26 protein-coding genes are annotated in these 21,927 nt (G+C 64.7%); 19 read left to right on the top strand and 7 right to left on the bottom strand.

What is annotated here, in order from left to right; all coding sequences use genetic code 11:
* Positions 1 to 60 precede the first annotated feature (60 nt).
* Both MVC20_RS04565 and MVC20_RS04570 read left to right on the top strand, forming a co-directional pair.
* Positions 61 to 849, top strand: a complete 789-nt coding sequence (locus tag MVC20_RS04565; RefSeq protein WP_297538886.1) for an alpha/beta hydrolase — start codon at positions 61 to 63, stop codon at positions 847 to 849.
* Between the two features lie 88 nt (positions 850 to 937).
* On the top strand, positions 938 to 2,170 hold the full coding sequence (locus MVC20_RS04570; RefSeq protein ID WP_297538888.1) for an MFS transporter: 1,233 nt from the start codon (positions 938 to 940) through the stop codon (positions 2,168 to 2,170).
* Here the strand turns inward: MVC20_RS04570 and MVC20_RS04575 are convergent.
* Genes MVC20_RS04575 through MVC20_RS04595 form a run of 5 tightly spaced genes read right to left on the bottom strand, consistent with a single transcriptional unit; the run spans position 2,167 to position 6,561 of the window.
* A complete protein-coding gene (locus tag MVC20_RS04575; protein ID WP_297538889.1) occupies positions 2,167 to 3,090 on the bottom strand; it encodes an alpha/beta hydrolase in 924 nt (307 codons plus the stop codon). The genes MVC20_RS04570 and MVC20_RS04575 overlap by 4 nt on opposite strands.
* Positions 3,087 to 4,004 carry an ornithine cyclodeaminase gene (locus MVC20_RS04580; protein WP_297538891.1) on the bottom strand — a complete coding sequence of 306 codons (918 nt, stop codon included), beginning with the start codon at positions 4,002 to 4,004 and terminating at the stop codon, positions 3,087 to 3,089. The genes MVC20_RS04575 and MVC20_RS04580 overlap by 4 nt, the downstream gene beginning before the upstream one ends.
* Before the next feature lie 15 nt (positions 4,005 to 4,019).
* Positions 4,020 to 4,991, bottom strand: coding sequence for a DMT family transporter (locus MVC20_RS04585; RefSeq protein ID WP_297538893.1), 972 nt, complete (start codon positions 4,989 to 4,991; stop codon positions 4,020 to 4,022).
* 9 nt (positions 4,992 to 5,000) lie between these two features.
* A complete protein-coding gene (locus tag MVC20_RS04590) occupies positions 5,001 to 5,453 on the bottom strand; it encodes a YaiI/YqxD family protein (RefSeq protein ID WP_297538895.1) in 453 nt (150 codons plus the stop codon).
* 22 nt (positions 5,454 to 5,475) lie between these two features.
* Positions 5,476 to 6,561, bottom strand: a complete 1,086-nt coding sequence (locus tag MVC20_RS04595) for a CaiB/BaiF CoA-transferase family protein (RefSeq protein ID WP_297538897.1) — start codon at positions 6,559 to 6,561, stop codon at positions 5,476 to 5,478.
* A gap of 146 nt (positions 6,562 to 6,707) precedes the next feature.
* Here MVC20_RS04595 and MVC20_RS04600 point away from each other — a divergent pair, with 146 nt between their 5' ends.
* Positions 6,708 to 7,211 carry a carbon monoxide dehydrogenase subunit G gene (locus MVC20_RS04600; protein ID WP_297538899.1) on the top strand — a complete coding sequence of 168 codons (504 nt, stop codon included), beginning with the start codon at positions 6,708 to 6,710 and terminating at the stop codon, positions 7,209 to 7,211.
* Between the two features lie 131 nt (positions 7,212 to 7,342).
* Here the strand turns inward: MVC20_RS04600 and MVC20_RS04605 are convergent, their stop codons facing one another.
* The gene (locus tag MVC20_RS04605) at positions 7,343 to 8,059 is read right to left on the bottom strand and encodes an SGNH/GDSL hydrolase family protein (RefSeq protein ID WP_297538901.1); all 717 of its coding nucleotides are present in this window, start codon (positions 8,057 to 8,059) and stop codon (positions 7,343 to 7,345) included.
* A gap of 199 nt (positions 8,060 to 8,258) precedes the next feature.
* Between MVC20_RS04605 and MVC20_RS04610 the strand changes: the two genes are divergently transcribed.
* The 14 genes from MVC20_RS04610 (at position 8,259) to MVC20_RS04675 (ending at position 19,531) form a co-directional block, all read left to right on the top strand.
* Positions 8,259 to 9,188: an ABC transporter ATP-binding protein gene (locus MVC20_RS04610; RefSeq protein ID WP_297538904.1), complete on the top strand. Its 930-nt coding sequence runs from the start codon at positions 8,259 to 8,261 to the stop codon at positions 9,186 to 9,188.
* Entirely contained in the window at positions 9,185 to 9,946 is a 762-nt protein-coding gene (locus MVC20_RS04615; RefSeq protein WP_297538906.1) for an ABC transporter permease, read from the top strand. The genes MVC20_RS04610 and MVC20_RS04615 overlap by 4 nt, the downstream gene beginning before the upstream one ends.
* Before the next feature lie 107 nt (positions 9,947 to 10,053).
* Positions 10,054 to 10,851 carry a S49 family peptidase gene (locus tag MVC20_RS04620; protein ID WP_297538908.1) on the top strand — a complete coding sequence of 266 codons (798 nt, stop codon included), beginning with the start codon at positions 10,054 to 10,056 and terminating at the stop codon, positions 10,849 to 10,851.
* Complete coding sequence (locus tag MVC20_RS04625; protein WP_297538910.1) at positions 10,832 to 11,023, top strand: hypothetical protein; 192 nt, start codon at positions 10,832 to 10,834, stop codon at positions 11,021 to 11,023. Before MVC20_RS04620 ends, MVC20_RS04625 begins: the two co-directional genes overlap by 20 nt.
* A complete protein-coding gene (locus MVC20_RS04630; RefSeq protein WP_297538912.1) occupies positions 11,020 to 11,985 on the top strand; it encodes a calcium/sodium antiporter in 966 nt (321 codons plus the stop codon). Before MVC20_RS04625 ends, MVC20_RS04630 begins: the two co-directional genes overlap by 4 nt.
* A gap of 13 nt (positions 11,986 to 11,998) precedes the next feature.
* Entirely contained in the window at positions 11,999 to 12,778 is a 780-nt protein-coding gene (locus tag MVC20_RS04635) for an SDR family oxidoreductase (protein WP_297538914.1), read from the top strand.
* A gap of 296 nt (positions 12,779 to 13,074) precedes the next feature.
* On the top strand, positions 13,075 to 14,943 hold the full coding sequence (uvrC, locus tag MVC20_RS04640; protein ID WP_297538916.1) for an excinuclease ABC subunit UvrC: 1,869 nt from the start codon (positions 13,075 to 13,077) through the stop codon (positions 14,941 to 14,943).
* Between the two features lie 73 nt (positions 14,944 to 15,016).
* On the top strand, positions 15,017 to 15,673 hold the full coding sequence (locus MVC20_RS04645; RefSeq protein ID WP_297538918.1) for a TetR/AcrR family transcriptional regulator: 657 nt from the start codon (positions 15,017 to 15,019) through the stop codon (positions 15,671 to 15,673).
* Positions 15,670 to 16,974: an AMP-binding protein gene (locus tag MVC20_RS04650; RefSeq protein ID WP_297538920.1), complete on the top strand. Its 1,305-nt coding sequence runs from the start codon at positions 15,670 to 15,672 to the stop codon at positions 16,972 to 16,974. The genes MVC20_RS04645 and MVC20_RS04650 overlap by 4 nt, the downstream gene beginning before the upstream one ends.
* Positions 16,971 to 17,732 (top strand): enoyl-CoA hydratase/isomerase family protein, encoded by a 762-nt coding sequence (locus MVC20_RS04655; protein ID WP_297538922.1) that lies wholly within the window; start codon positions 16,971 to 16,973, stop codon positions 17,730 to 17,732. The genes MVC20_RS04650 and MVC20_RS04655 overlap by 4 nt, the downstream gene beginning before the upstream one ends.
* Before the next feature lie 48 nt (positions 17,733 to 17,780).
* Positions 17,781 to 18,446, top strand: coding sequence for a CDP-diacylglycerol--glycerol-3-phosphate 3-phosphatidyltransferase (gene pgsA / locus MVC20_RS04660; protein WP_297538924.1), 666 nt, complete (start codon positions 17,781 to 17,783; stop codon positions 18,444 to 18,446).
* The gene (moaD, locus tag MVC20_RS04665; RefSeq protein WP_297538926.1) at positions 18,446 to 18,691 is read left to right on the top strand and encodes a molybdopterin converting factor subunit 1; all 246 of its coding nucleotides are present in this window, start codon (positions 18,446 to 18,448) and stop codon (positions 18,689 to 18,691) included. The genes pgsA and moaD overlap by 1 nt, the downstream gene beginning before the upstream one ends.
* A 3-nt stretch (positions 18,692 to 18,694) precedes the next feature.
* Positions 18,695 to 19,138, top strand: coding sequence for a molybdenum cofactor biosynthesis protein MoaE (locus MVC20_RS04670; RefSeq protein ID WP_297538928.1), 444 nt, complete (start codon positions 18,695 to 18,697; stop codon positions 19,136 to 19,138).
* A gap of 96 nt (positions 19,139 to 19,234) precedes the next feature.
* Positions 19,235 to 19,531 carry an SCP2 sterol-binding domain-containing protein gene (locus MVC20_RS04675; protein ID WP_297538930.1) on the top strand — a complete coding sequence of 99 codons (297 nt, stop codon included), beginning with the start codon at positions 19,235 to 19,237 and terminating at the stop codon, positions 19,529 to 19,531.
* Between the two features lie 76 nt (positions 19,532 to 19,607).
* Here the strand turns inward: MVC20_RS04675 and MVC20_RS04680 are convergent, their stop codons facing one another.
* Positions 19,608 to 20,111, bottom strand: coding sequence for a hypothetical protein (locus MVC20_RS04680; protein ID WP_297539143.1), 504 nt, complete (start codon positions 20,109 to 20,111; stop codon positions 19,608 to 19,610).
* Positions 20,112 to 20,325: 214 nt separating this feature from the next.
* On the opposite strand from MVC20_RS04680, the gene MVC20_RS04685 reads away from it, so the two are divergent.
* Complete coding sequence (locus MVC20_RS04685; RefSeq protein WP_297538932.1) at positions 20,326 to 21,321, top strand: asparaginase; 996 nt, start codon at positions 20,326 to 20,328, stop codon at positions 21,319 to 21,321.
* A gap of 275 nt (positions 21,322 to 21,596) precedes the next feature.
* The gene (locus MVC20_RS04690) at positions 21,597 to 21,848 is read left to right on the top strand and encodes an EF-hand domain-containing protein (RefSeq protein ID WP_297538934.1); all 252 of its coding nucleotides are present in this window, start codon (positions 21,597 to 21,599) and stop codon (positions 21,846 to 21,848) included.
* Positions 21,849 to 21,927: the final 79 nt, after the last annotated feature.

Below are 21,927 nucleotides of genomic sequence, written 5' to 3' on the forward strand. Positions count from 1 at the left end.
TCGCCATGACAGACCAGCTTGGGCTAGGAATGTCTAGGGCCAGATAGAGAGGATTACGCCGTGGAACTGGACGATGCCTATGCCAATGTCCCCTATATTCCGGGCGGCGCGCAATATCCGGCGCGCTGGACCGTGGCGGCCGAGGCGTTTCGCGCCAGGCTGAGCGCCGAACGGCGGGCAGAGCTTGGCCTGCCCTACGGCGATGGCGCGCGGCAGGCGTTTGACCTCTTTCACCCCACCGGCGCGGCGCGGGGGCTCTGTGTCTTTGTCCATGGCGGCTATTGGCTCCGGTTTGACCGGACGCTCTGGTCGCATCTCGCGGCGGGACCGCTCGCGCGCGGCTGGGCGGTGGCCATGCCCTCCTATGACCTCTGCCCCGAGGTGCGCATTGCCGACATCACCCGGCAGATTGCCCGCGCAATCTGCGTTATGGCGGCGCGCGCCGACGGGCCATTGGCGCTGGTCGGGCACTCGGCGGGCGGTCATCTGGTGGCGCGCATGGCGGTGCCCGGGGTTCTGCCCGGCGATGTCGCGGCGCGCCTCAGCCATGTCATGCCCATCTCGCCCGTGTCGGACCTGCGCCCACTGCTGCAAACCTCCATGAACGAACAGTTCCGGCTCGACCGCGCGGCGGCAGAGGCCGAAAGCCCCGCGCTCATGCGCCCCTTGCCGGTTCCTGTCACGGTCTGGGTCGGCGCCGACGAGCGGCCCGTGTTCCTCGATCAGGCGCGATGGCTGGCCGCAGCCTGGAACGCCGGCCACGAGATTGCCAGGGGCCGACACCATTTCGATGTGATCGAGGCTCTGACCGATCAGAACAGCCGCATGGTGGCGCAACTCCTCGGGTGACGAGAAATCGTGATGCGCCCCATCACAAAGCCTGAATTGACGCCCCTCGCCATTCGCCTAGAGTGCCCGCGAACCGCGCGAGGATAGAATGCCCAAATCCGCCCCTCTGATCACCCCCGTCCTCGTGGCGGGCTGCACCATCATTCTGATCTCCTTCGCGATCCGCGCCTCCTTTGGCGTGTTCCAGATCCCCATCGCGACCGAATTCAACTGGCCCCGCGCCGAATTTTCACTGGCCATCGCCATCCAGAACCTCGCCTGGGGCATCGGCCAGCCGATCTTCGGGGCCCTGGCCGAGAAAATCGGCGACCAAAAGGCGATTATCCTCGGTGCCCTCACCTATGCGGCGGGGCTGGTGCTTTCCTCCTTTGCCGTCAGCCCCGAGGCGCATCAGCTCTATGAAATCCTCGTGGGGTTTGGCATCGCGGGCACCGGCTTTGGCGTGATCCTCGCCGTGGTGGGCCGCGCCAGTTCCGACGAAAACCGCTCGATGAGCCTTGCCATCGCCACGGCGGCGGGATCGGCGGGGCAGGTCTTTGGCGCGCCGCTGGCGGAATTCCTGCTGTCCCTGATGACATGGCAGAGCGTGTTCCTGATCTTTGCCGCCGTGATCATCGCCGTGCTGGCCATGCTGCCGATGATGCGCGCGCCCGCCCCGGTTGACCGCACGGTCATCGAGGAATCGATGGGCACGATCCTGAACCGGGCCTTTCGCGATCCGTCCTATACGCTGATCTTTCTGGGCTTTTTCAGCTGCGGCTATCAACTGGCCTTTGTCACTGCGCATTTTCCGGCCTTCGTCACCGAAATGTGCGGTCCGATCCTGCCCGGCGGGGCGCTGCACAATATCGGCATCACCACCACCTCGGCACTCGGGGCCGTGGCCATTTCGATCATCGGTCTGGCCAATATCGCAGGCACCCTCACGGCCGGTTGGCTGGGCAAACGCTATTCCAAGAAGAACCTGCTCGCCGCCATCTATCTCGGGCGCACCCTGATCGCGGCGGCCTTCATCATGACGCCGATCACGCCGGCCACGGTGCTGCTCTTCTCGGTCTCCATGGGCGCGCTGTGGCTGGCCACCGTGCCGCTCACCTCGGGTCTCATCGCGCATCTCTACGGGCTGCGCTACATGGGCACGCTTTACGGCATCGTGTTCTTTTCCCACCAGCTTGGCAGCTTCATGGGCGTCTGGCTGGGCGGCAAGATGTATGACCTCTACGGCGATTACACCCTCGTCTGGTGGATCGGCGTCGGCGTCGGCGCATTCTCCGCCATTGTCCACCTGCCGGTCAGGGAGCGGCGGCTGACCCCGGCCTAATCGCGCATGAGATCCCGCAGCGCGGTCAGCACCGCCTCGGTATCGGTATAGGTCAGACCATGTCCCGCGCCCTCGATCACCTCTTGGCGGGCGCTGCGGTTGACCTCGGCCAGTCGCGCCATGCTGCGCAGCGGGATCACCGTATCCTCGCGCCCCCAGATCGCCAGCACGGGCAGCCGCGCTTCGGCAATATCCGCATGCTCTTCCGTCAGATCCTCAGAGACCATCCCGGCGATCGACCGGGCCACCGCAGGCACGAAACCGCGATAGCGCAGTTCTGCCTGTTGCAGGTCGACGATGCCCGGCACGCTTGACGGCAGGTGCCGCTCCGCCTCGCAGCCCTTGCGAAAGCTGCGTGGAAATCCCGCCAGCATCAGCCATGTCGCCATCGGGCCGCCCCGCGCCACCCGTTCGGCGAGCGGTCCCAGATCATGCCCCAGCCCGGCAGGCGCAATCAGCACCAGCGCCCGCAGCCGTTCGGGATGCAGCGCGGCAAAGGCCGTGGCAATCGCGCCGCCCATGGAATAGCCCAAAAGCGTGAAATCGCCCACGATCCCCTGATCTTCCAGCAATTCCTCTAGCTGGGTGATGAAAAAGGCGCTGTCCTGCGGCCCGTCGGGGCGGTCGCTATAGCCGCGCCCATAAAGGTCATAAACCAGCACGCGATAGCCAAGCGCCCCAAGCCCCGCCGCGATCCCCTGCCAGACAAACGACGGCGTGGTCAGCCCATGCACGCAGACCGCCACCGGCCCGCGCGTGGCCCCCAGCCAGCGGTAATGCGTGACCCCGCGCGACAGGCGGGCAAAATCCCCGGGCGCATCCCGGCGGAGCCTGTCCGTCATGGCAGGCTTCATCGCCTCGCGCAGCACCGGGGCCGCAATGACCAGCCCCACAAGGATCACAAGCCCGAGCCAGATCATGCCGCCGCCCTCCAGGCATCCAGGATATAGCGGCTGGTCATCAGGTCGAGATGCGCGCCGCCCCCGTTCTTGAACAGTGTGATCTCCTCGGGCGCGTGCCGCTGGAAACGCTCTGGATCATAGAAATCCGCGACGAGATGGTCCCGGGCGATCACGCCGCGCTCCAGTGGCGTCATGATCTCGCCGATATGCGCGACCGTGGTGTCGAAACTGTCGACAAAGACCCGCGCCCGCGCAATGGCCACATCATCCGCCTCGCGCATGTCGGGCCGATAGGCGCCGATCAGGTCGATATGCTGACCGGGGCGCAGCCACTCGCCCTTGATCAGCGGATCGGTGGACATGGTGGCAGAGGTGACGATATCGGCGGCGCGTACCGCCGCTTCCAGATCCTCGGCCACGGTCATGCCCTCACACTCTGCCGCCATCGCCTCGGCATTGGCGCGGGTGCGGTTCCAGACGCTGAACCGCGCCTGCGGAAAGTGCGCGCGATAGGCCTGCCAGAGCGTGCGGCCCACCGTTCCCGCCCCGACAATCAGGATGCTCTCGCTCTCGGGCCGCGCCAGCCGCGTCGCGGCATAGAGGCTGTCGCCGGCGGTTTTCCACTTGGTCACAAGGTGAAAATCCACCAGCGCCTCCAGACTGCCATCGGCATCGGAATAGAGATTGACCGCGCCATTGATCATTGGCTCCCCCCGCTCCGGATTGCCCGGAAAGATCGTGGCGGATTTCACCGCCAATCCCATCCCGTCGATCCATGCCGCCCGGTTGAGCAACGTGTCGCGGCCCCGATAGAGCAGCGTATCGGCAATCTCGGCCTTGGGCAGGCGGTGCCCCGCCTCGAATGCCGCGCAGAGACCCCGCCACTCCAGATGTGCCTCGCCCTCGTCAAATGGAATGATCGTCAGGCTCATGGAGTTCTCCCTCGGTCAGCGGCGATAGGTCGGGGCTTTGGTGGCCAACGTCGCATCCTTGACCGACTCGCGCCACAAGAGATAGAGGCCAGAGCCCACAATCAGCGCAATTCCGATCCAGGCGGTCGCATCGGGCCAGGTGCCAAACACCGTCACCCCCCACATGATCGCCATCGGCATGGCGACATATTCGAATGGCGCGGCAAAGGCCGCCTCGGACAACCGATAGGCCTGCGAGATGAAGAGACCCCCCAACATCCCCGACATGCCCAGCATGATCAGGATCGGCCAATCCCCCGGCGCGGGCCAGACCCAGGCGCGGAACAGGAATTCGAGCGACGGATGCCCCATCCCGGCGAACTGCCCGCCGCCCAGGCTCAGGCCGATGATCGTGCTCGCGACGATAAACGTGAGCTGGATGTAAAACACCATCGTTGGCGCGCTCTCGGTGCCGCCGATCTTGCGCGCGAGGATATGCATCACGGCATAGAGAAACGCCGCCGCAACCGGCAAGAGCGAGGCCAGTTGAAACGCTGCCGTCCCCGGCTTGACGATGACCAAGACCCCCAGAAAACCCACGCTTATGGCTGCCCATCGCCGCGGTCCCACGGTTTCCCCCAGGAACAGCACCGAAAACACCGTGATCACCAGCGGAGAGACAAAGAACACCGCCACCGCATCGGCAATCGGCATCGCCGCCAGCCCCAGAAAGAGACAGGTATTGGCGCTGACCACGCAGAGACCGCGCAAGAGGTGCATCTTGGGGCGGCGCGTGCGCAAGAGCGACAGCCCCCCCGCAAAGGGCATGACAAAGGCGGCAAAGGCCGCCATGCCCACCAGCGACCGGATGAACACCACCTGATGCAGGGCGTAAGCATCCGACAAGAACTTGAACCCCACATCGTTGAGCGAAAAACACAGCACCGCCGCCAGCGCATAGGCGGCACCGATCAGATTGGAGCGTTGAACGGACAGGGTAGGGGGCATGGTGATCCTTCAGACGTTACGGGTTGCCGCCCGCACCGCCCGTTCCAGCGCGTCCAGAAACCGCGAGCGGTCGGCCTTGGTAAACCCCTTGCCGCCGCCCTGCCGAAACGGATCGGCGGCGCGCAGGTCGGCCATGAGATCGCGCGTGGCCAGCACATTGCCGATATTGGCCCCCGTCAATGCCTCGCCATTGTGTTTGAGCACCTGTGCCCCCGCCGCCACGCATTTCGCGGCCAGCGGAATATCCCCGGTGATCACCACATCCCCCCGCCCCGCGCGCTCGGCAATCCACATATCCGCCACGTCGGGGCCATCGGGCACGATCACCGTCTCTACCAGCGGATTGCGCGAGGGGCGCAAACCTCCGTTCGAGACCACGAACATCCGCAGCCCATGCCGCGTGCCGACGCGCTCGACCTCGTCCTTGACCGGGCAGGCATCGGCATCGACATAAATGGGCATGGGCTGGTCCTCTGGTTCGGGGTCATTCGGCGGCGTCGAGCCAGGCGCGGATTTCCGCGCCGTGCTCTCCGCGGGCGGGCGGTGCGGCCACCGGGCGGCTCTGCCCGTCAAAGCGGGGGGCAGGGGCAGGGCTGAGACAGCCGTCGTCCTGCTGCCAGACACCGCGCGCCGCCATATGCGGATCGCGCGCCGCCGCTTCGGGGGACAGAACCGGGGCGACACAGGCATCCGACCCGGCAAAGATCCCCGCCCAATGGGCCAGCGGGCGCGCGGCAAAGAGCGCCGCCAGCGCCGCCACCTGTTCGGGCCATTGCGTGCGGTCATGCTGGGCTGCGAGCTTGGGATCGTCCGCGAGGCCAAGGCGGGACAGGAACTCGGCGTAGAACTGCGGCTCAAGGCATTGCACCGACAGCCAGCCACCACAGGCGCAGGCGTAGACGCGGCTCCAATGCGGCCCGTCGAGCAGGCTCTGACCGCGCATCATGCTCAGGTTGCCCGAAGGCATCATCGACATCAAAAGCGCCAGCATATGCGCCGAGCCATCGACAATCGCCGCATCCACCACGGTGCCCCGCCCGCTGCGCCCGGCGCGGATCAGCCCCGCCAGCATCCCCGCCACGAGATAGAGCGCGCCGCCGCCCACATCCCCCACAAGGGTGGCGGGGGTGACAGGCGGCGTGCCCGGCGCGCCCGCATACCAGAGCGCGCCGGAGGTGGCGATGTAATTCAGATCATGCCCCGCCTCCTGCGCGCGCGGCCCCGCCTGCCCCCAGCCGGTCATACGCCCATAGACGAGACGCGGGTTGGCGGCCTGCATCGCCTCTGGCCCCAGACCCAGACGCTCCATCACGCCGGGGCGATACCCTTCGATCAGCGCATCCGACCGCTGGATCAGCGCGCGCGCGATGGCCACATCCTCGGCGCGCTTGAGGTCGAGCACGATCGAACGCTTGCCGCGATCCAGCAGATTGCGCGCGCCCGCCACCGGATTGCCCGCGCCGGGGCGATGGATCACGATCACCTCCGCGCCCATCTCGGCCAGCATCATCGCGGCAAAGGGCGCAGGCCCCAAACCCTCGAATTCCACCACGCGCAGCCCTGACAGCATCCTTGCCCCTCGTCCGTTTTGGCGCAGGGTAAGGGCAGCAGCGCGCGAAGGCCAGATGCCTTGCGCCGCTCCGACCTTCTGCTCCCTTGGCGCGGCAAGGGGGCTGCGCTAGGGTGCGGGCAGGATGCAACGGGAGGGCATGACAGATGCAGATGAGTGACGCGCGCGACATCAAGGCGGATCGGGCGACGGTCTGGGCGGCCCTGCTCAGCCCCGAGGTGCTCAAGGAATGCGTGCCCGGCGCGCAGGAGGTGACGGGCACGCCCGAAGAGGGGTTCGAGGCGACCGTCGTGCAAAAGGTCGGGCCGGTCAAGGCCACGTTCAAGGGCATGGTCACGGTCTCGAATATCGTCGAACTGGAGAGCCTGACCCTCACCGGCGAGGGCAAGGGCGGGGCCGCGGGCTATGCCAAGGGCGGGGCCAATGTGCGGCTCGAGGATAGCGAGACCGGCACGCGGCTCAGCTACGAGGTCGAGGCCAGCGTCGGCGGCAAGCTGGCGCAACTCGGCAGCCGTCTGGTCGATGGCTTTGCCAAGAAGATGGCGGATCAGTTCTTTGCCCGGCTCGAAGAGGTGCTCGAAGGCCCGTCCGAGGACGACCCCGAACCCGAGGCACAAAAGAAAGGCTGGCTCAAGCGGTTGATCAGCTAGAGCGCGCTGCCTCTGTTTGGGTCACATCGCCCCGGCCCCCGCGCCGGGGCCACCAACCTGCCTGGGCGAGGTCCCGGGGCAAGCCCGGGACGGCTGTGGTTTCGATGCGGGGCAACAGGCCCCAGGCGTTGTCATTCCGTCAGTGACCGGTGGCGAGTGACCGTGCCCACGTCATGCGCGACAATGATTTCTGCGATGCGCTGCCCGATCACCCGGCTGCCCTTCAACGACGGGTGAATGAGGTCGATGCCGTGATAGGATCGGTCGCCATGCGGCACCAGATCGGCGAGCGGCAGGAAATGCACGCCCCGGTCCAGCCCGGCCAGAAGCGCCACGCGCCGGTCCATCTCGGCCCCTTCATCGGTGCAATGCTCCACCGGCGAGGTCACGCCCGGCGTGCGCAGATAGCCCACAAAGATCACCTGCGCCCCGCTTTGCCGCAGGCGTGACACAAAGCCGGGGATCGTCCCGCGCCGCCCGTCACGAGAGATCAGGCGATCCATCTTGCCCGCACAACGCATGCAGGCACAGCCAAGCCACAGATCGTTGCCACCGCCATTCAGCACGACCCAGTCCCAATCGCCCTTCCGGTATTGCTTGGTGATGTTGAGGCCAAGCGCCCCGCTGATCGGCAGCCGGTAGAGAAACCGTGCCCCGGCGACCGACATGTCGGTCACGCGCACGCCCAATTCCCGCTCGACCGAGGCCGAGACAGAGCGCCCCGCCAGCTTGTGCATCGCCAAAAGCGAATCGCCCATGACCAGAATCCGCGGCTCTGCCTGTGCGGATCCGACACCTGTCATCAAAACACACACCAACAGAACAAGCCGCAAGATATGCTTGATCATATGCTTTCCCCAATCACATCAGGCCCGCCATCCCATGTGGTGCCTACTCTACCACCCTCACGCGAAACTATGAAGAAACTCACAAGAACAGACTGTTTTCTGATCGGCGACACCGCGCATTGGCGCACAGAGTGCTATGCCGCGATGCGCGTTGCGCCCGGACGCCCATGGATTAACTTCCCCCCGAAAGGGGACAGACATGGCAGCGATCGTAGACGTTGAAAACCTGAGCAAGACCTACAAGGGCGGCTTTGCCGCGCTCAAATCGGTGTCGCTCCGCATCGAACAGGGCGAAATCCTCGCACTCCTCGGGCCCAATGGCGCGGGCAAGACCACGCTCATTTCCACGCTCTGCGGCATCACCACGCCGACCGGCGGGCGGGCCTCGGTGGGCGGGCATGACATCGTGACCGGCTACCGCGCCGCGCGCACCATGATCGGTCTCGTGCCGCAGGAAATCGCGCTGGAACCCTTCGAAAGGGTCATCAATACCGTGCGCTTCTCGCGCGGCCTCTTTGGCCGGTCCCGCGATGACGCGCTGATCGAACGCATCCTGCGGCAACTCTCGCTCTGGGACAAACGCAACAACCGAATCCGCGAACTTTCGGGCGGCATGAAACGCCGCGTCCTGATCGCCAAGGCGCTCTGCCACGAGCCGCGCGTGCTCTTTCTCGACGAGCCGACGGCGGGCGTCGATGTCGAACTGCGCCGCGATATGTGGGAGGTGGTGCGCGGATTGAAGGAAAGCGGCGTCACCATCATCCTGACCACGCATTATCTCGAAGAGGCCGAGGCCATGGCCGACCGGATCGCGGTCATCAACCGCGGCGAAGTCCTGTTGATCGAGGACAAGGCGGCGCTCATGCGCCGGATGGGGCGCAAGACGCTGCGGATTGATCTGGCCGCGCCGATCGCCGTGGTGCCGGATGCGCTTGCGTCCTATGCGCTGGAACAGACCCCGGACGGTCAGTCGCTGATCTACAATTACGAGACACGCGCCGAGGGCACGGGCATCACCCGCCTCTTGCAGGCGCTGGCCGCCGAGGGGCTCTCGGTGCGCGACATCGAAACAAGCCAAAGCAGCCTCGAAGAGATTTTCGTCGGGCTGGTCAAGGAGGATGCGGCATGAACCTGCACGCCATTCGCGCCATCTATATCTACGAGATGAAGCGGTTTTTCCGCACCGTTCTCGAGAGTCTGCTGTCGCCGGTCATCTCGACCACGCTCTATTTCGTGGTCTTTGGCGCGGCCATCGGCGGGCGGATCCAAGAGGTCGAGGGCGTGAGCTATGGCGCCTTCATCGTGCCCGGCCTGATCATGCTCAGCGTGATGACCCAGGCCATTTCCAACGCTTCCTTCGGCATCTATTTCCCGAAATTCATCGGCACGATCTTTGAACTGCTCTCGGCCCCGGTGAATTTCCTCGAGATCGTGCTGGGCTATGTCGGCGCGGCGGCGACCAAGGCATTGATGATCGGCACGGTGATCCTGATCACCGCCAGCCTCTTTGTCGATCTCGATATTCAGCATCCCTGGATCATGGTGCTTTTTCTGGTGATGATCTGCGTCACCTTTGCGCTCTTTGGCTTCATCATCGGCATCTGGGCCGAGAATTTCCAGCAGTTGCAGCTTATCCCGCTCCTTGTGATCACCCCGCTCGTGTTCCTCGGGGGGGCCTTCTACTCCATCTCGATGTTGCCGCCCGCATGGCAGATCGTGACGCTGTTCAACCCGGTGGTCTATCTCATCTCCGGGTTCCGTTGGGCCTTCTTCGGGGTGGCGGATGTCGGCATCGGCTACAGCCTGCTCGCGGTGGCCCTGTTCTTTGGCCTCTGCCTTGCCGTGGTCGGCCTGATCTTCAAGACCGGATACCGGATCAAATCCTGATGTGCGCGTGATTTTTTTAACGCGAGGGCAGGGGAAATACCGGGCAAGTCCCCTCAGATGCACGGTCCGCCTTGTTTGTAGTGGCCCTGCACTCTACATCGGGCGGCATGAAACATCTGATCCCCTTCCTCAACCGCAGACCCACGGTCGCGGTCATACGCCTTGCGGGCATGATCGGCGCCGGGCCCCGCGCCCCGCTGAGTGACGAGGCCATCGGGCCGGTGATCGACAAGGCCTTCGCGCGCGGCAAGCCTGTGGCGGTGGCGCTGGTGATCAATTCCCCCGGTGGCTCGCCGGTGCAATCTTCGCTCATCGCCGCCCGTATCCGACGGCTGGCCGAGGAAAAGAAGATCCCCGTTCACGCCTTTGTCGAGGATGTGGCGGCCTCGGGCGGCTATTGGCTGGCGGTGGCGGCGGATGACATCTGGGTCGATGCCTCCTCGGTGCTGGGCTCGATCGGGGTGATCTCGGCGGGCTTTGGCGCGAACGAGTTTCTGACCCGCCAGGGGATCGAGCGCCGCGTCTACACGGCCGGCAAATCCAAGAGCACGCTGGATCCCTTCCTGCCCGAAAAGCCCGAGGATGTAACCCGCCTCAAGGGCATTCTGGAGGATATTCACACCGCCTTCATCGACCATGTGAAATCCCGGCGCGGTGCCCGGCTTGCCGACACCCCAGATCTTTTCACCGGCGAATTCTGGTTGGGCGCGCGCAGCGTCGAATTGGGGCTGGCCGATGGCATCGCCCATTTGCTGCCCAAGCTCAAGGAACTCTATGGCGACAAGGTGCAGCTTGCCCGCTACGGGCGCAAACGCGGATTCTTCCCGCGCTTTGGTGCGGCCATTGCCGAGGATGCGCTGACCGCAATCGAGGAACGGGCAAGCCTTGCCCGGTTCGGCCTCTGATTTGCTGGTCAAGGTCGTCATAGTCTTTCTGCTGGCGATGGCGGTGCTCGCCATGTTCGGACGCCTCAGGTTTCCGGGGCAAAAACAGTTGAGCAAGGCCAAGTGCCGGAAATGCGGGCGTTACCGCATCGGCAAGGGGCCGTGCTCCTGCGAAAAGGACAAGCTGAAATGATGCCATGGCTTTTGTCGGCGCTGGGGCTGGTGATCCTGCTCTTGGCGGGGGACGCCTTGGTCAAGGGCGCGGTGAACCTCAGCCTGCGGATGGGGATTCCGGCGCTGATCGTGAGCCTGACGGTGGTGGCCTTTGGCACCTCGGCCCCGGAACTCCTGATTTCGATCAACGCGGTGCTGGATGACAAGCCGGGGCTTGCGCTGGGCAATGTGGTGGGCTCGAATACCGCCAACATCCTTCTGGTGCTGGGGATACCCGCCATCCTCTCGGTGCTGCATACCAGCGCCTGCAAATGCTCCAAGTCCTATCTTCACATGCTTGCGGCCACGGTCCTGTTCATCCTGCTGGCCTTTCGGGGCACCTTCGACTGGATCGCGGGGCTCGTCCTGCTCGGGACGCTGACGCTGATACTGGCGGATGCGTTTCGCGATACCATGGCGCATCGGCGCGATGCGGCCATCAGCGCCCTCTCCGAGGCGGACGGGATCGAGGATGTCGAAGGCGCGGACCCCAATATGCCCTGGTGGCAGATCATCACCTTTCTGCTGCTTGGCCTTGTCGGTCTGCCGCTTGGCGCCGACATCCTCGTGGACAATGCCTCGATCCTCGCGCAGCGCTATGGCGTGAGCGAGGCGGTGATCGGCCTCACGCTCGTGGCGGTCGGCACCTCTCTGCCGGAACTGGCGACAACCGTGATGGCGGCGCTGCGCAAACAGGCCGATGTGGCGCTGGGCAATGTCATCGGCTCCAATATGTTCAACCTCCTGGGCATCATCGGGGTTGCCTCGCTTGTCGGTAATATCCCCGTTGACGCGCAATTCCTCGATTTCGATCTTTGGGTGATGTTGGCAACCTCCCTGCTGATCATCCCTTTCGTTTTCTTCAGGCTCGACATCAATCGTTTGTGGGGCATCGCCTTGACCTCGGCTTATGTGGTCTATGTCTCGGTGATACTGATCTGAGGGGGGCAAGGGCATGACGCGGGCTTTGGTGACGGGTGCCGGCAAACGGCTGGGCCGGGCTATGGCGCTGGAACTGGCGCGGCAGGGGCAAGACGTGGCCGTGCACTACGCCACCTCGCGCGATGCGGCAGAGGCGGTGGCCGATGAAATCCGGGCGATGGGCCGCAATGCCGTGACGCTCGCGGCCGACCTGCTGGACGAGGCGCAGGTGACGCCGCTTGTGGCGCAGGCGGCCGAGGCCTTGGGCGGGCCAATCACCACCCTCGTCAACAATGCCTCCATCTTCGATTACGACAATCTCCAGACCGCCACGCGCCGCAGCTGGGATCGCCACATGGAAAGCAACCTGCGCGCGCCCTTCGTGCTGATCCAGCAGCTTGCCGCCCAGGTGCCCGCCCCCACGCAGGATCAAGCGGGCGAGCCGGTGGCGCAGGGGCTGGTGATCAACATGATCGACCAGCGCGTGCACAAGCTGACACCGGAATTCATGACCTACACGATTGCCAAGATGGGCCTCTGGGCGCTGACCCGCACCTCGGCGCAGGCGCTGGCCCCACGGGTGCGCGTCAATGCCATCGGGCCGGGGCCGACATTGCAGGGTCATCGCCAGAGCGACAGCCATTTCCAGAACCAGCGCCGGGCCACCATTCTGCACCGTGGGGCCAACCCGCAGGACATCACGGCGGCACTCGTCTATTTCCTCCATGCGCCCGGTGTCACTGGCCAATTGCTCTGTGTGGACGGCGGTCAGCACCTCGGTTGGCAGACCCCCGATGTGCTGGGTGTAGAGTAGAAACCGCGCCTGCCGACAAAAGTTTTGCACCGGCGCGGTTTTCGTTACGTAAGCGTTACAAAATCGCTAGTGTTTTCAATATTTTGCCAACCTGTGAATTTTTTAACTATACATATCAGCCGTTTACTAATCTGCCTAAAAATTAGGCAACTCAACGAAGCCAGTCAAATCCAAGGAAAATTTCCACTTCACGGAAACCTATCCGCAGACTTATCCACAGAAACCGTGGACAGCTTCCCTCTTGCTCTCTGGCTCGGATCATTGCAGCACTCGGGGGGAATCATATCTGAGGCCCGATGACCGAGACCGAACCCGAATCCCCCCCCAAACCCGGCCATGAGGTGATCCGTGACTACCTGCGCACGCTCGATGCGTCGCCGGGGGTCTACCGGATGCTCGATGCGCAGGCGCGGGTGCTCTATGTCGGCAAGGCGCGCAATCTGCGCGCCCGCGTGTCGAACTATGCGCGCCCCACGGGCCATACCGGGCGCATTGCGCGGATGATCTCGGAAACCGCGTCGATGATGTTTCTCACGACCGCGACCGAGACCGAGGCGCTGCTTCTCGAACAGAACCTGATCAAGCAGCTCAAGCCGCGCTACAACGTGCTCCTGCGCGACGACAAGAGCTTTCCCAATATCCTCGTGACCGCGCATGACTTTCCGATGATCAAGAAACATCGCGGCGCCAAGCGGGAAAAGGGCGCCTATTACGGCCCCTTCGCCAGTGCCGGTGCCGTCAACCGCACGCTGGCGCAGTTGCAGCGCGTCTTTCAACTGCGCAACTGTTCGGATGCCATGTTCGAGAGCCGCACGCGCCCCTGTCTGCAATTCCAGATCAAGCGCTGCACCGCGCCCTGTGTGGGCAAGATCAGCCGCGCCGACTATGCGACGCAGGTCAGCGATGCCGAGCGCTATCTTTCCGGCCGCTCGACCGAGATTCAGGAAAAGCTGGCGGCGCAAATGGCCGAGGCCGCCGAAGCGATGGAATACGAACGCGCCGCAGCCTTGCGCGACCGGATCAAGGCGATGACGCAGGTGCAGACCGCCCAGGGGATCAACCCCCGCACCGTGGACGAGGCCGATGTCATCGCGCTGCATCTCGAACAGGGTCAGGCCTGCGTGCAGGTGTTCTTCATCCGGGGCGGGCAGAACTGGGGCAATCAGGATTTCTATCCCCGCGTCGGGGCCGATGTCGAAGAGGCCGAGGCGCTCGAGGCCTTCATCGGCCAGTTCTACGACAGCAAGGAACCGCCGCGCAGTCTGCTCTTGTCGCATCCGATCGAGAATACCGATCTCATGCAACAGGCGCTCAGCGACAAGCTGGGGCGCAAGGTGACGCTCACCGTGCCCCTGCGCGGCGAAAAGGCGGAACTGATCGACGCCGCGCTGCGCAATGCCCGCGAAAGCCTTGCGCGCAAGATGGCCGAGACCGCCACCACGGGCAAATTGCTGCGCGGTCTGGCCGAGGTCTTCGATCTGCCCGGCCCGCCGCAGCGGATCGAGGTCTACGACAACAGCCATATTCAGGGCGCGCACGCCGTGGGCGCGATGATCGTCGCCGGCCCCGAAGGCATGATGAAAAACCACTATCGCAAGTTCAACATCCAGGGCGACGACATCACCCCCGGTGACGATTTCGGCATGATGAAAGAGGTGCTGACCCGCCGTTTCAAACGCCTCTTGAAGGAAGACCCGGATCGCACCCAGGGCCAATGGCCCGATCTGCTGCTGATCGACGGCGGCGCGGGGCAGGTCAGCGCCGTGGCCAGCATCATGCGCGACATGGGGGTCGAGGATATTCCCATGGTGGGCGTGGCCAAGGGTATCGACCGCGACGCCGGCAAGGAAGAATTCCATCGGGTCGGCAAACGCCCCATGGCGCTGCGGCACAATGATCCGGTGCTCTATTTCATCCAGCGCCTGCGCGACGAGGCGCACCGTTTCGCCATCGGCACGCATCGCGCCAAGCGCGCCAAGGCGGTGGGGGCCACGCCGCTCGACGAGGTGCCGGGCATCGGGGCCGCCCGCAAACGGGCGCTCTTGGCGCATTTCGGCAGCGCCAAGGCCGTCAGCCGCGCCAATCTTGCCGACCTGCGCGCCGTCGACGGGGTGTCGGACGCGATGGCGCAGAAACTCTACGATTTCTTCCACGACCGCAGTTGAACGCTGCGCATCAATCAGCTTGACAATGCACGCTCAAAAACTGAACATGAATTCAGTTTCATTTTGAGTCGCCATGCCCGATCCCACCGATCACACCAGCTATCCGGTCTTCCTTGCCGCGCAGGTCGAGGGCGAGGCCAAGGGCATCCGCACCGCACAGGCCCTGCGCATCGCCGCCTGTGCCCTGCTCGAACGCGCCGCCCTATCGGATCTGACCATCTCCGCGATCTGCAGGGAGGCGGGCGTCGCCAATGGCACCTTCTACCTCTACTTCCCCGATCAGGCCCAATTGCTCGACGATCTCTTGCAGGGCTTCGCCGCCTTTCTCCAGGCGGGGATGATCCGCGCCAGCCAGACCAGCCCCGAGCGCGGCATGCGCCCCGCAACCGAGGCATACGCCCGCCTGTTCGAGGCCAATCGCGGGCTGATGAAGTGCCTTATCCACCATCTCGATGCCTTTCCCGCGGCGCGCGCGGCCTTTCACCGGCTCAATCGCGAATGGATCGACACCGTCGTTGCCGCCACCCGCCGCAGGCTGGCGCGCGCGGGGCGCGATACCCTCAGCGATGCCGAACTCACCCGCCGCGCCTATGCCCTGGGCGGCATGACGGATCAGTATTTCTCCAGCCTCTATCTCTCGAACGAGCCGGGGCTGGTCGATGTGTCCACCGATCGCGCGGCGGTGATTGCCACGCTCACAACCATCTGGGAACGAGGATTGCAGCCATGAGCCTGCTCGACCAAGCCGAATTTGCCAGCCCTGAACGCCTGCGCGCCCATCAAGCGGCGGCCTGGGCGGTGCAGAGCGCCTATGTCGCGGCACAGTCAGAGTTTTACCGCGATCTCTGGCAGGGGCGCACACCTCCCGCCGATCTGCGCGATCTGGCGGAACTGCCCTTGTCGGACAAGGCGCAGCTGCGCCTCGCGCAGGCCGCACATCCCCCCTTCGGCAATTACATGGCCGCAGAGCGCCGCGCCGCCGTGCGCCTGCACCGCACCTCCGGCACCACAGGGCAGGCGATGAACCTCGCGCTCTCGGCCCGCGACTGCGCGGTGACAGAGGCCGTGGGCGGGCGCTGTCAATCCGCCTCCGGCCTCACCCCCGAGGATACCGTGGTGCATTGCCTGAACTATCAGATGTGGATGGGCGGCTTGACCGACCACATGACCTTGCAGGCCACCGGCGCGATGGTGGTGCCCTTCGGCGTTGGCTCGACCGAGCTTTTGGTGCGCACCATTCAAGAGGTGGGGATCACCGCCATTTCCTGCACCCCCTCATATCCGGCGGTTCTGGAGCGGGTGATCGCCGAGAAATTCCCGGGGCTGACCCCGCGCGATCTTGGCCTGCGCCTCGGGCTCTTTGGCGGCGAGGCGGGGCTCGATGATCCCGCCTATCGCGCGCGCCTGCGCGAGGTCTGGGGAATGGAGCCGCGCAATGCCAATTACGGCGTGTCCGACGTGTTCTGCAACTTCGCGGCGCAATGCGAGCACGACACGCGCCTGCATTACATGGCCGCCGATGTGCTCTGGCCCGAACTCATCGACCCCGACACCGGCGCGCCCCTGCCGCTTGTTGCGGGGCAGACGGGCGAGCTGGTCCTGACCCATCTGGCGCGCGACTGCCAGCCGCTCGTGCGCTTTCGCAGCGGCGACATCATCACCGTGGATGAAACCGCCCCCTGCACCTGCGGGCGCAGCGGCTTTCGCTTTCGCGTGGTGGGGCGTTCGGATGACATGGTTGTCGTGCGCGGCCTCAATCTCTTTCCAACGATGGTTGCGGCGGTGATCAACGAATTCGCAGCCCTCTCCGGCGATTACCGGATCACCCTCGACAGCCCGCCGCCCTATGATGTGCTGCCGGTCTCGGTGGAGCTGGCCAAGGGGCGGCCCGCCCCCGACGGCCTGGCCCAAGAGGTCGCCACCGCGATCAAGACCAAGCTGGGGGCCACCGCACGGGTGACTTTGGTGCCGCACGGCACCTTCCCGCTGACCGAGGGCAAGACGAAACGCGTGCTGAGGACCTATCCATGACCGATTTCACCTATGACACCGTCCTGAGCGCCATGATGGCCGAGGGCGTGCGCTGCATCACCCTCAACCGCCCCCATAGCCTCAACGCCATGAACCGCGCCCTGATCGACGATGTGGCGCGCGCCTTCGAGGATGCCAATGCCGATCCGGCAACCCGGGCGATCATCTTCACCGGCGCGGGCAAGGCATTTTGCGCGGGCGACGACCGGCGCGAACACGTCCACCCCACCTGCGAAGAAGAGGCGCGCGATCTGGTGCGCGCGATCCAGCGCGCGACCGATGCCATTGTCCTGAACCACAAGCCCGTGGTGGGCGCGATCAACGGCTGGGCGGTGGGCGGCGGCTTTGAATGGGCGATCAACTGCGATTTCCCGATCTGGGCCGCCTCTGCGCGCGGCTTCTTCCCCGAGGTCTCGCTCAACCTTTTCGTCACCGGCGGCGTGAGCAGCCTGCTGCCCGCCCTCGTCGGCCTCAACAAGGCCCGCGAAATGCTCTTTTTCGGCGACCGCTACGCCGCGCCCGATCTGCTGGCGATGGGGCTGGCGTGGAAATGCGTGCCCGACGCCGATCTGATGCCCGAGGCCCTCTCGACCGCCCGCCGTCTGGCCGATCTGCCCCCCTTGGCGGTGCGCGCGATGAAGCGGGTGCTGAACGCCACCGCCATGACCGACCCGCGCCGCGCCATGGATCTCGAGACCGAGGCGACGATTGCCGGCTTCATGGACCCGGAAACCACGCGACGCCTGCGGGATTTCTAGCGTTCAAGGGCGCTTTCCCTCTGCTCTGCGACAGGATAGAACAGGGCCATGACGTGGACCTTGCCCAATATCCTGACCACGCTCCGCCTGCTCGCCGCCCCGGCAGTTGCGGTCATGTTCCTCTATTTCACAAGACCTTACGCAGACTGGTTCGCTCTTCTGCTCTTCATCTGCGCGGCGATCACCGATTGGTTCGACGGCTACCTCGCGCGCAGCTGGAAGCAAGTGACCAAGCTTGGCACCATGCTCGACCCGATCGCCGACAAGGCGATGGTGGTCATCGCCCTGATGGTGATCGTCGGATATTCCAGCATGTCGCCCTGGCTGGTGCTGCCCGCCACGGTCATTCTCTTCCGCGAAGTCTTTGTCTCGGGCCTGCGCGAATTTCTCGGTGACACCGCTGGCACGCTCAAGGTCACGCAACTGGCCAAGTGGAAAACCACCGCGCAGATGATCGCGATTGCCGTGCTCTTTGCCCAGGGCGTGTTCGAGCACTATTTCGGTATGTCGGTGTTCGGAATGGATGATCATCTGGTATTGTCCATCCTTGAGGGACGAGAGGATGATGTGCACGGGTTGACGTGGAAATATGCCGGCATGATCTGGGCCGGGCATGTGGGGATCTGGCTCTTGTGGTTGGCGGCGGCCCTGACCCTGCTGACCGGGTTCGACTATCTCGCCAAGTCGATCCCCTATCTGAAGGATGAGAGATGATGGATGTGCTCTATTTTGCATGGGTGCGGGAACGGATCGGCGTTCCCAAGGAACGGATCGAAACCGCGCCCGCCACGGTCATGGACCTCGTGAACACCCTGCGCGCGCGGGAAGACCGCTATGAAGCGGCCTTTTCCGATCTGAGCGCCCTGCGCGTGGCCGTGGATCAGGAGCTGAGCGATTTTGACGCCTCTCTCACGGGCGCGCGCGAGGTGGCCTTCTTTCCGCCGATGACCGGGGGTTGAGCCATGGACATCCGCGTGCAAGAGGCCGCCTTCGACCTTGGCACCGAGGCCAATGGCTTTGTCGCACGACAATCCCGCATGGGCGCGGTCGTCACCTTCACCGGCATCGTGCGCGATCTCGACGACACGAAACTGCGCGCCATGCAGATCGAGCATTATCCCGGCATGACGCAAAAGGCGCTGGAAAAGATTGCGCAAGAGGCACGGGACCGCTGGAACCTTGGCGATGTGCTCATCATCCACCGCTACGGAAAACTCACGCCCGACGAGGTGATCATGATGGTGGCCACCGCCGCCCGCCACCGCGCCGATGCCTTCCAGGCTGCGGAATTCCTGATGGATTTCCTGAAATCGCGCGCGCCCTTCTGGAAAAAGGAAGTGACCGAGGCGGGCGCGGATTGGGTTGCCGCCCGCGATGCGGATGAGGATGCGCTGACCCGCTGGTAGGCGATATGACGCGCGGTCCCGCTTGCGCCCGAACGGGTTTCAGAGTGATCTGAGCCGAAACCGAATTCCGCCCCTGATTTCTGACAGAGACCTCCCATGAGCGCCATCATCGACGACTATATCACCATGCTCTCCCCCCGCGCCAAGGGCCGGATCAGGGGTCTTGCCAAGCTCGTGATCGCGGGCCACGGCAGCGTCATGCTCAGCGAGGACGGGGCCAGCGCCGGGGATGAGTCGGCGGATGTCGTGCTCAGCGCCAGCGACGAGGTGTTTCGCAACATCCTGTCTGGCGCGCAAAACCCGGTGATGGCCTATATGTCGGGCAAGCTCAAGGTCGAGGGCAACGTGCAACGCGCGCTCAAGGTCAGTGCGATCATGACGGGCGAGGGTTAACGCGCCCACGCTCAAGGAAAAGCGGCGGTGCCATCGGGACCGCCGCTCTGATCTGTATTCTGAATTCCCGGATCGCTTACTTGCAGCGTTTTTCGGCCTCTTCCACCGCAGCCGTATACCCCAGAAGCGAGAACGTATCCTTGGTCACGGTGCCCCGTGCCGAGCGCGCGGTCAGCACGGCATCCGCGCCACGCTTCATCGCCGCAAGAACCTGCGCGTCATCGGCGGCGCTTGCGGGCCAGGCCCACTCGCCCTCGGTGAAGAGTTCGAATTGCGTGCCGCCGATATTGAGATTCACGGTGGAACCCCCGGCAAACGGATAACCGCCGGTAAATGTGATCTGCCCCTGCACCCCGGCACCGGGGCGAAAGAACGTCATCAGCAGAATATCACCGCGCCGCACCGCAACCACGCGTCCATCCTTGGTGTTGACCGTTTCGGTCGGGGCCGACACCGCCCAGCATTCCCGGGGATCGCTATCCTCGAATACGCTCCATGCGGTGCTTGTTGCGACCTGATTGGTGCTCGTGCTTTGCGCCTGCGCGGCGGGCGTGGTCAGCAACGCCATCGCAATGGCCATGCCGCCTGCAAATCGTGATATCATGTGTCCAGCCTCCAAGCTGTCCTGAGCCTCAAATCCATCGGTCGCCTGTCACCCTTTACGGGAATATTTTTATATGCGACCAGTTCCGTCTCGACATTGCAATATTAGCCTGAAACACGCGAGAAGTGAAAGACGCAATTGGCGGATTTCCGCATATCCCGCCTGTTCCCCGATCTGCCGGAGCATACCGATGACCCAAGCTGTCCCTCTCACCGAAATCTGGCGCGGCCCTCGGGCCGAGAGCGTGCATTTGGGCCATGCCGTGATCTGCGACGCAGGCGGCGCAATCGTCGAGGCCTGGGGCAACCCGTCCGAAACGATCCTTCCGCGCTCGTCGTGCAAGATGCTTCAGGCGCTGCCGCTTCTCACCAGTGGCGCTGCGGATGCGCATGGGCTGACCTCCGAACAGCTTGCGCTCTCCTGCGCTTCGCACAACGGCGCGGCGATCCATACCGAGCGCGTCAATCGCTGGCTTTCCGATCTTGGCCTGACGGACGACGACCTGCGCTGCGGCGCGCATGACCCGCAGGACAAGGAGGCGCACAAGGCGCTCTTGTGCTCCGGCACCGCGCCCTGTCAGGTGCATAACAATTGCTCGGGCAAACATGCCGGGTTTCTCACGCTCAACCGGCATCTGGGCGGGTCCGCCGAATATGTCGATCCCGGCCATCCGGTGCAAAAGGCGGTGCTCGAGGCGTTCGAAGAGGCCACCGGCGAAACCTCACCCTATTACGGCATTGATGGCTGTTCCGCCCCCAATCACGCCAGCTCCCTGCACGGCATGGCCCGCGCGATGGCGCGGTTCGCGGGCGCATCCGAAAATGGCGACGCGACAGAGCGGGCCTCTGTGCGTCTCTGGCAGGCCATGGTCGCCCATCCCGAACTGGTGGCGGGCGAAGGGCGCGCCTGCACCGAACTCATGCGCGCCTGTTCCGAGCCTGTGGCGCTCAAGACCGGGGCCGAGGCGTTCTTCATCGCGATCCTGCCCCGGCGCAAGCTGGGCGTGGCGCTCAAGATCGCCGATGGCGGCACGCGCGGGGCGGAATGTGCGATTGCCTCGATCCTCGTGCGTCTGGGCGTGCTCGACCCCGAGCATCCGGCGGCGCGCAAATACCGCAACGCGCCCATCGTCAACTGGCGTGGCATCGAAACCGGCATGATCCGCCCCGCCGCCACCCTCGCCTGATCCGACCCGGCGCGCGGGCATCGGCGGCGGTCCACCGATGCCAGCGCCGGGGCTTTTTCGGCGCTGGCCTGCCCAATCCGCCCCGCGCCATGCGCGGCCTCTCGCCCGGTCCCTCGGACCGGCGTAGGTCCGCGTATCGGACCCCTCTGATCTGGCCGCTTTCCGCGCCTTTTCATGGGAAACCGACGCGCCCCGGGACATCCCGGTCGGCTCTGCTCATCTTCTGGCCATGGGGGCGCAACCGCGCCCTCGCAACCAGAGAAAGGATGATCCACATGACCAAGGATTTCGTTGCCGCCACCTTCGCCCTCGCCCTCGGCCTGCCCGCCATGGCCCTCGCGGGCGAGTTTTCGACGCTGGACGCGGATGGCGACGGCTATGTCACCATGTCCGAGTTTCAGCAGGCCATGCCCGAGGCCACATCCGAGACCTTTACCACGGTGGATGCCAATGCCGATGGCGCGCTGAGCCAGGACGAGGTGGCCGCCGCGGTCGATGCGGGCGTGATTCCCGCAGCGGATGGCTGATCCCCGGCCAGACCCATGATGAACGCCGGGGCGGGGGCACCCCCCCGCCCCAAGACCTCGCCCACTTGAACGCGCGAAC

Source organism: Roseovarius sp. (assembly GCF_027019125.1).
Lineage (GTDB): Bacteria > Pseudomonadota > Alphaproteobacteria > Rhodobacterales > Rhodobacteraceae > Roseovarius.

Excerpts from the sequence above, each read along its gene's own strand:
- MVC20_RS04610 (WP_297538904.1), top strand. The coding sequence starts at position 8,259 with ATGGCAGCGATCGTAGACGTTGAAAACCTGAGCAAGACCTACAAGGGC.
- MVC20_RS04605 (WP_297538901.1), bottom strand. The coding sequence starts at position 8,059 with ATGATCAAGCATATCTTGCGGCTTGTTCTGTTGGTGTGTGTTTTGATG.
- MVC20_RS04635 (WP_297538914.1), top strand. The coding sequence starts at position 11,999 with ATGACGCGGGCTTTGGTGACGGGTGCCGGCAAACGGCTGGGCCGGGCT.
- MVC20_RS04670 (WP_297538928.1), top strand. The coding sequence starts at position 18,695 with ATGGACATCCGCGTGCAAGAGGCCGCCTTCGACCTTGGCACCGAGGCC.
- MVC20_RS04580 (WP_297538891.1), bottom strand. The coding sequence starts at position 4,004 with ATGAGCCTGACGATCATTCCATTTGACGAGGGCGAGGCACATCTGGAG.
- MVC20_RS04620 (WP_297538908.1), top strand. The coding sequence starts at position 10,054 with ATGAAACATCTGATCCCCTTCCTCAACCGCAGACCCACGGTCGCGGTC.
- MVC20_RS04675 (WP_297538930.1), top strand. The coding sequence starts at position 19,235 with ATGAGCGCCATCATCGACGACTATATCACCATGCTCTCCCCCCGCGCC.
- MVC20_RS04575 (WP_297538889.1), bottom strand. The coding sequence starts at position 3,090 with ATGATCTGGCTCGGGCTTGTGATCCTTGTGGGGCTGGTCATTGCGGCC.
- MVC20_RS04650 (WP_297538920.1), top strand. The coding sequence starts at position 15,670 with ATGAGCCTGCTCGACCAAGCCGAATTTGCCAGCCCTGAACGCCTGCGC.
- MVC20_RS04680 (WP_297539143.1), bottom strand. The coding sequence starts at position 20,111 with ATGGCCATTGCGATGGCGTTGCTGACCACGCCCGCCGCGCAGGCGCAA.
- MVC20_RS04615 (WP_297538906.1), top strand. The coding sequence starts at position 9,185 with ATGAACCTGCACGCCATTCGCGCCATCTATATCTACGAGATGAAGCGG.
- MVC20_RS04600 (WP_297538899.1), top strand. The coding sequence starts at position 6,708 with ATGCAGATGAGTGACGCGCGCGACATCAAGGCGGATCGGGCGACGGTC.
- pgsA (WP_297538924.1), top strand. The coding sequence starts at position 17,781 with ATGACGTGGACCTTGCCCAATATCCTGACCACGCTCCGCCTGCTCGCC.
- MVC20_RS04595 (WP_297538897.1), bottom strand. The coding sequence starts at position 6,561 with ATGCTGTCAGGGCTGCGCGTGGTGGAATTCGAGGGTTTGGGGCCTGCG.
- moaD (WP_297538926.1), top strand. The coding sequence starts at position 18,446 with ATGGATGTGCTCTATTTTGCATGGGTGCGGGAACGGATCGGCGTTCCC.
- MVC20_RS04645 (WP_297538918.1), top strand. The coding sequence starts at position 15,017 with ATGCCCGATCCCACCGATCACACCAGCTATCCGGTCTTCCTTGCCGCG.
- MVC20_RS04685 (WP_297538932.1), top strand. The coding sequence starts at position 20,326 with ATGACCCAAGCTGTCCCTCTCACCGAAATCTGGCGCGGCCCTCGGGCC.
- MVC20_RS04570 (WP_297538888.1), top strand. The coding sequence starts at position 938 with ATGCCCAAATCCGCCCCTCTGATCACCCCCGTCCTCGTGGCGGGCTGC.
- uvrC (WP_297538916.1), top strand. The coding sequence starts at position 13,075 with ATGACCGAGACCGAACCCGAATCCCCCCCCAAACCCGGCCATGAGGTG.
- MVC20_RS04690 (WP_297538934.1), top strand. The coding sequence starts at position 21,597 with ATGACCAAGGATTTCGTTGCCGCCACCTTCGCCCTCGCCCTCGGCCTG.
- MVC20_RS04655 (WP_297538922.1), top strand. The coding sequence starts at position 16,971 with ATGACCGATTTCACCTATGACACCGTCCTGAGCGCCATGATGGCCGAG.
- MVC20_RS04590 (WP_297538895.1), bottom strand. The coding sequence starts at position 5,453 with ATGCCCATTTATGTCGATGCCGATGCCTGCCCGGTCAAGGACGAGGTC.
- MVC20_RS04585 (WP_297538893.1), bottom strand. The coding sequence starts at position 4,991 with ATGCCCCCTACCCTGTCCGTTCAACGCTCCAATCTGATCGGTGCCGCC.
- MVC20_RS04630 (WP_297538912.1), top strand. The coding sequence starts at position 11,020 with ATGATGCCATGGCTTTTGTCGGCGCTGGGGCTGGTGATCCTGCTCTTG.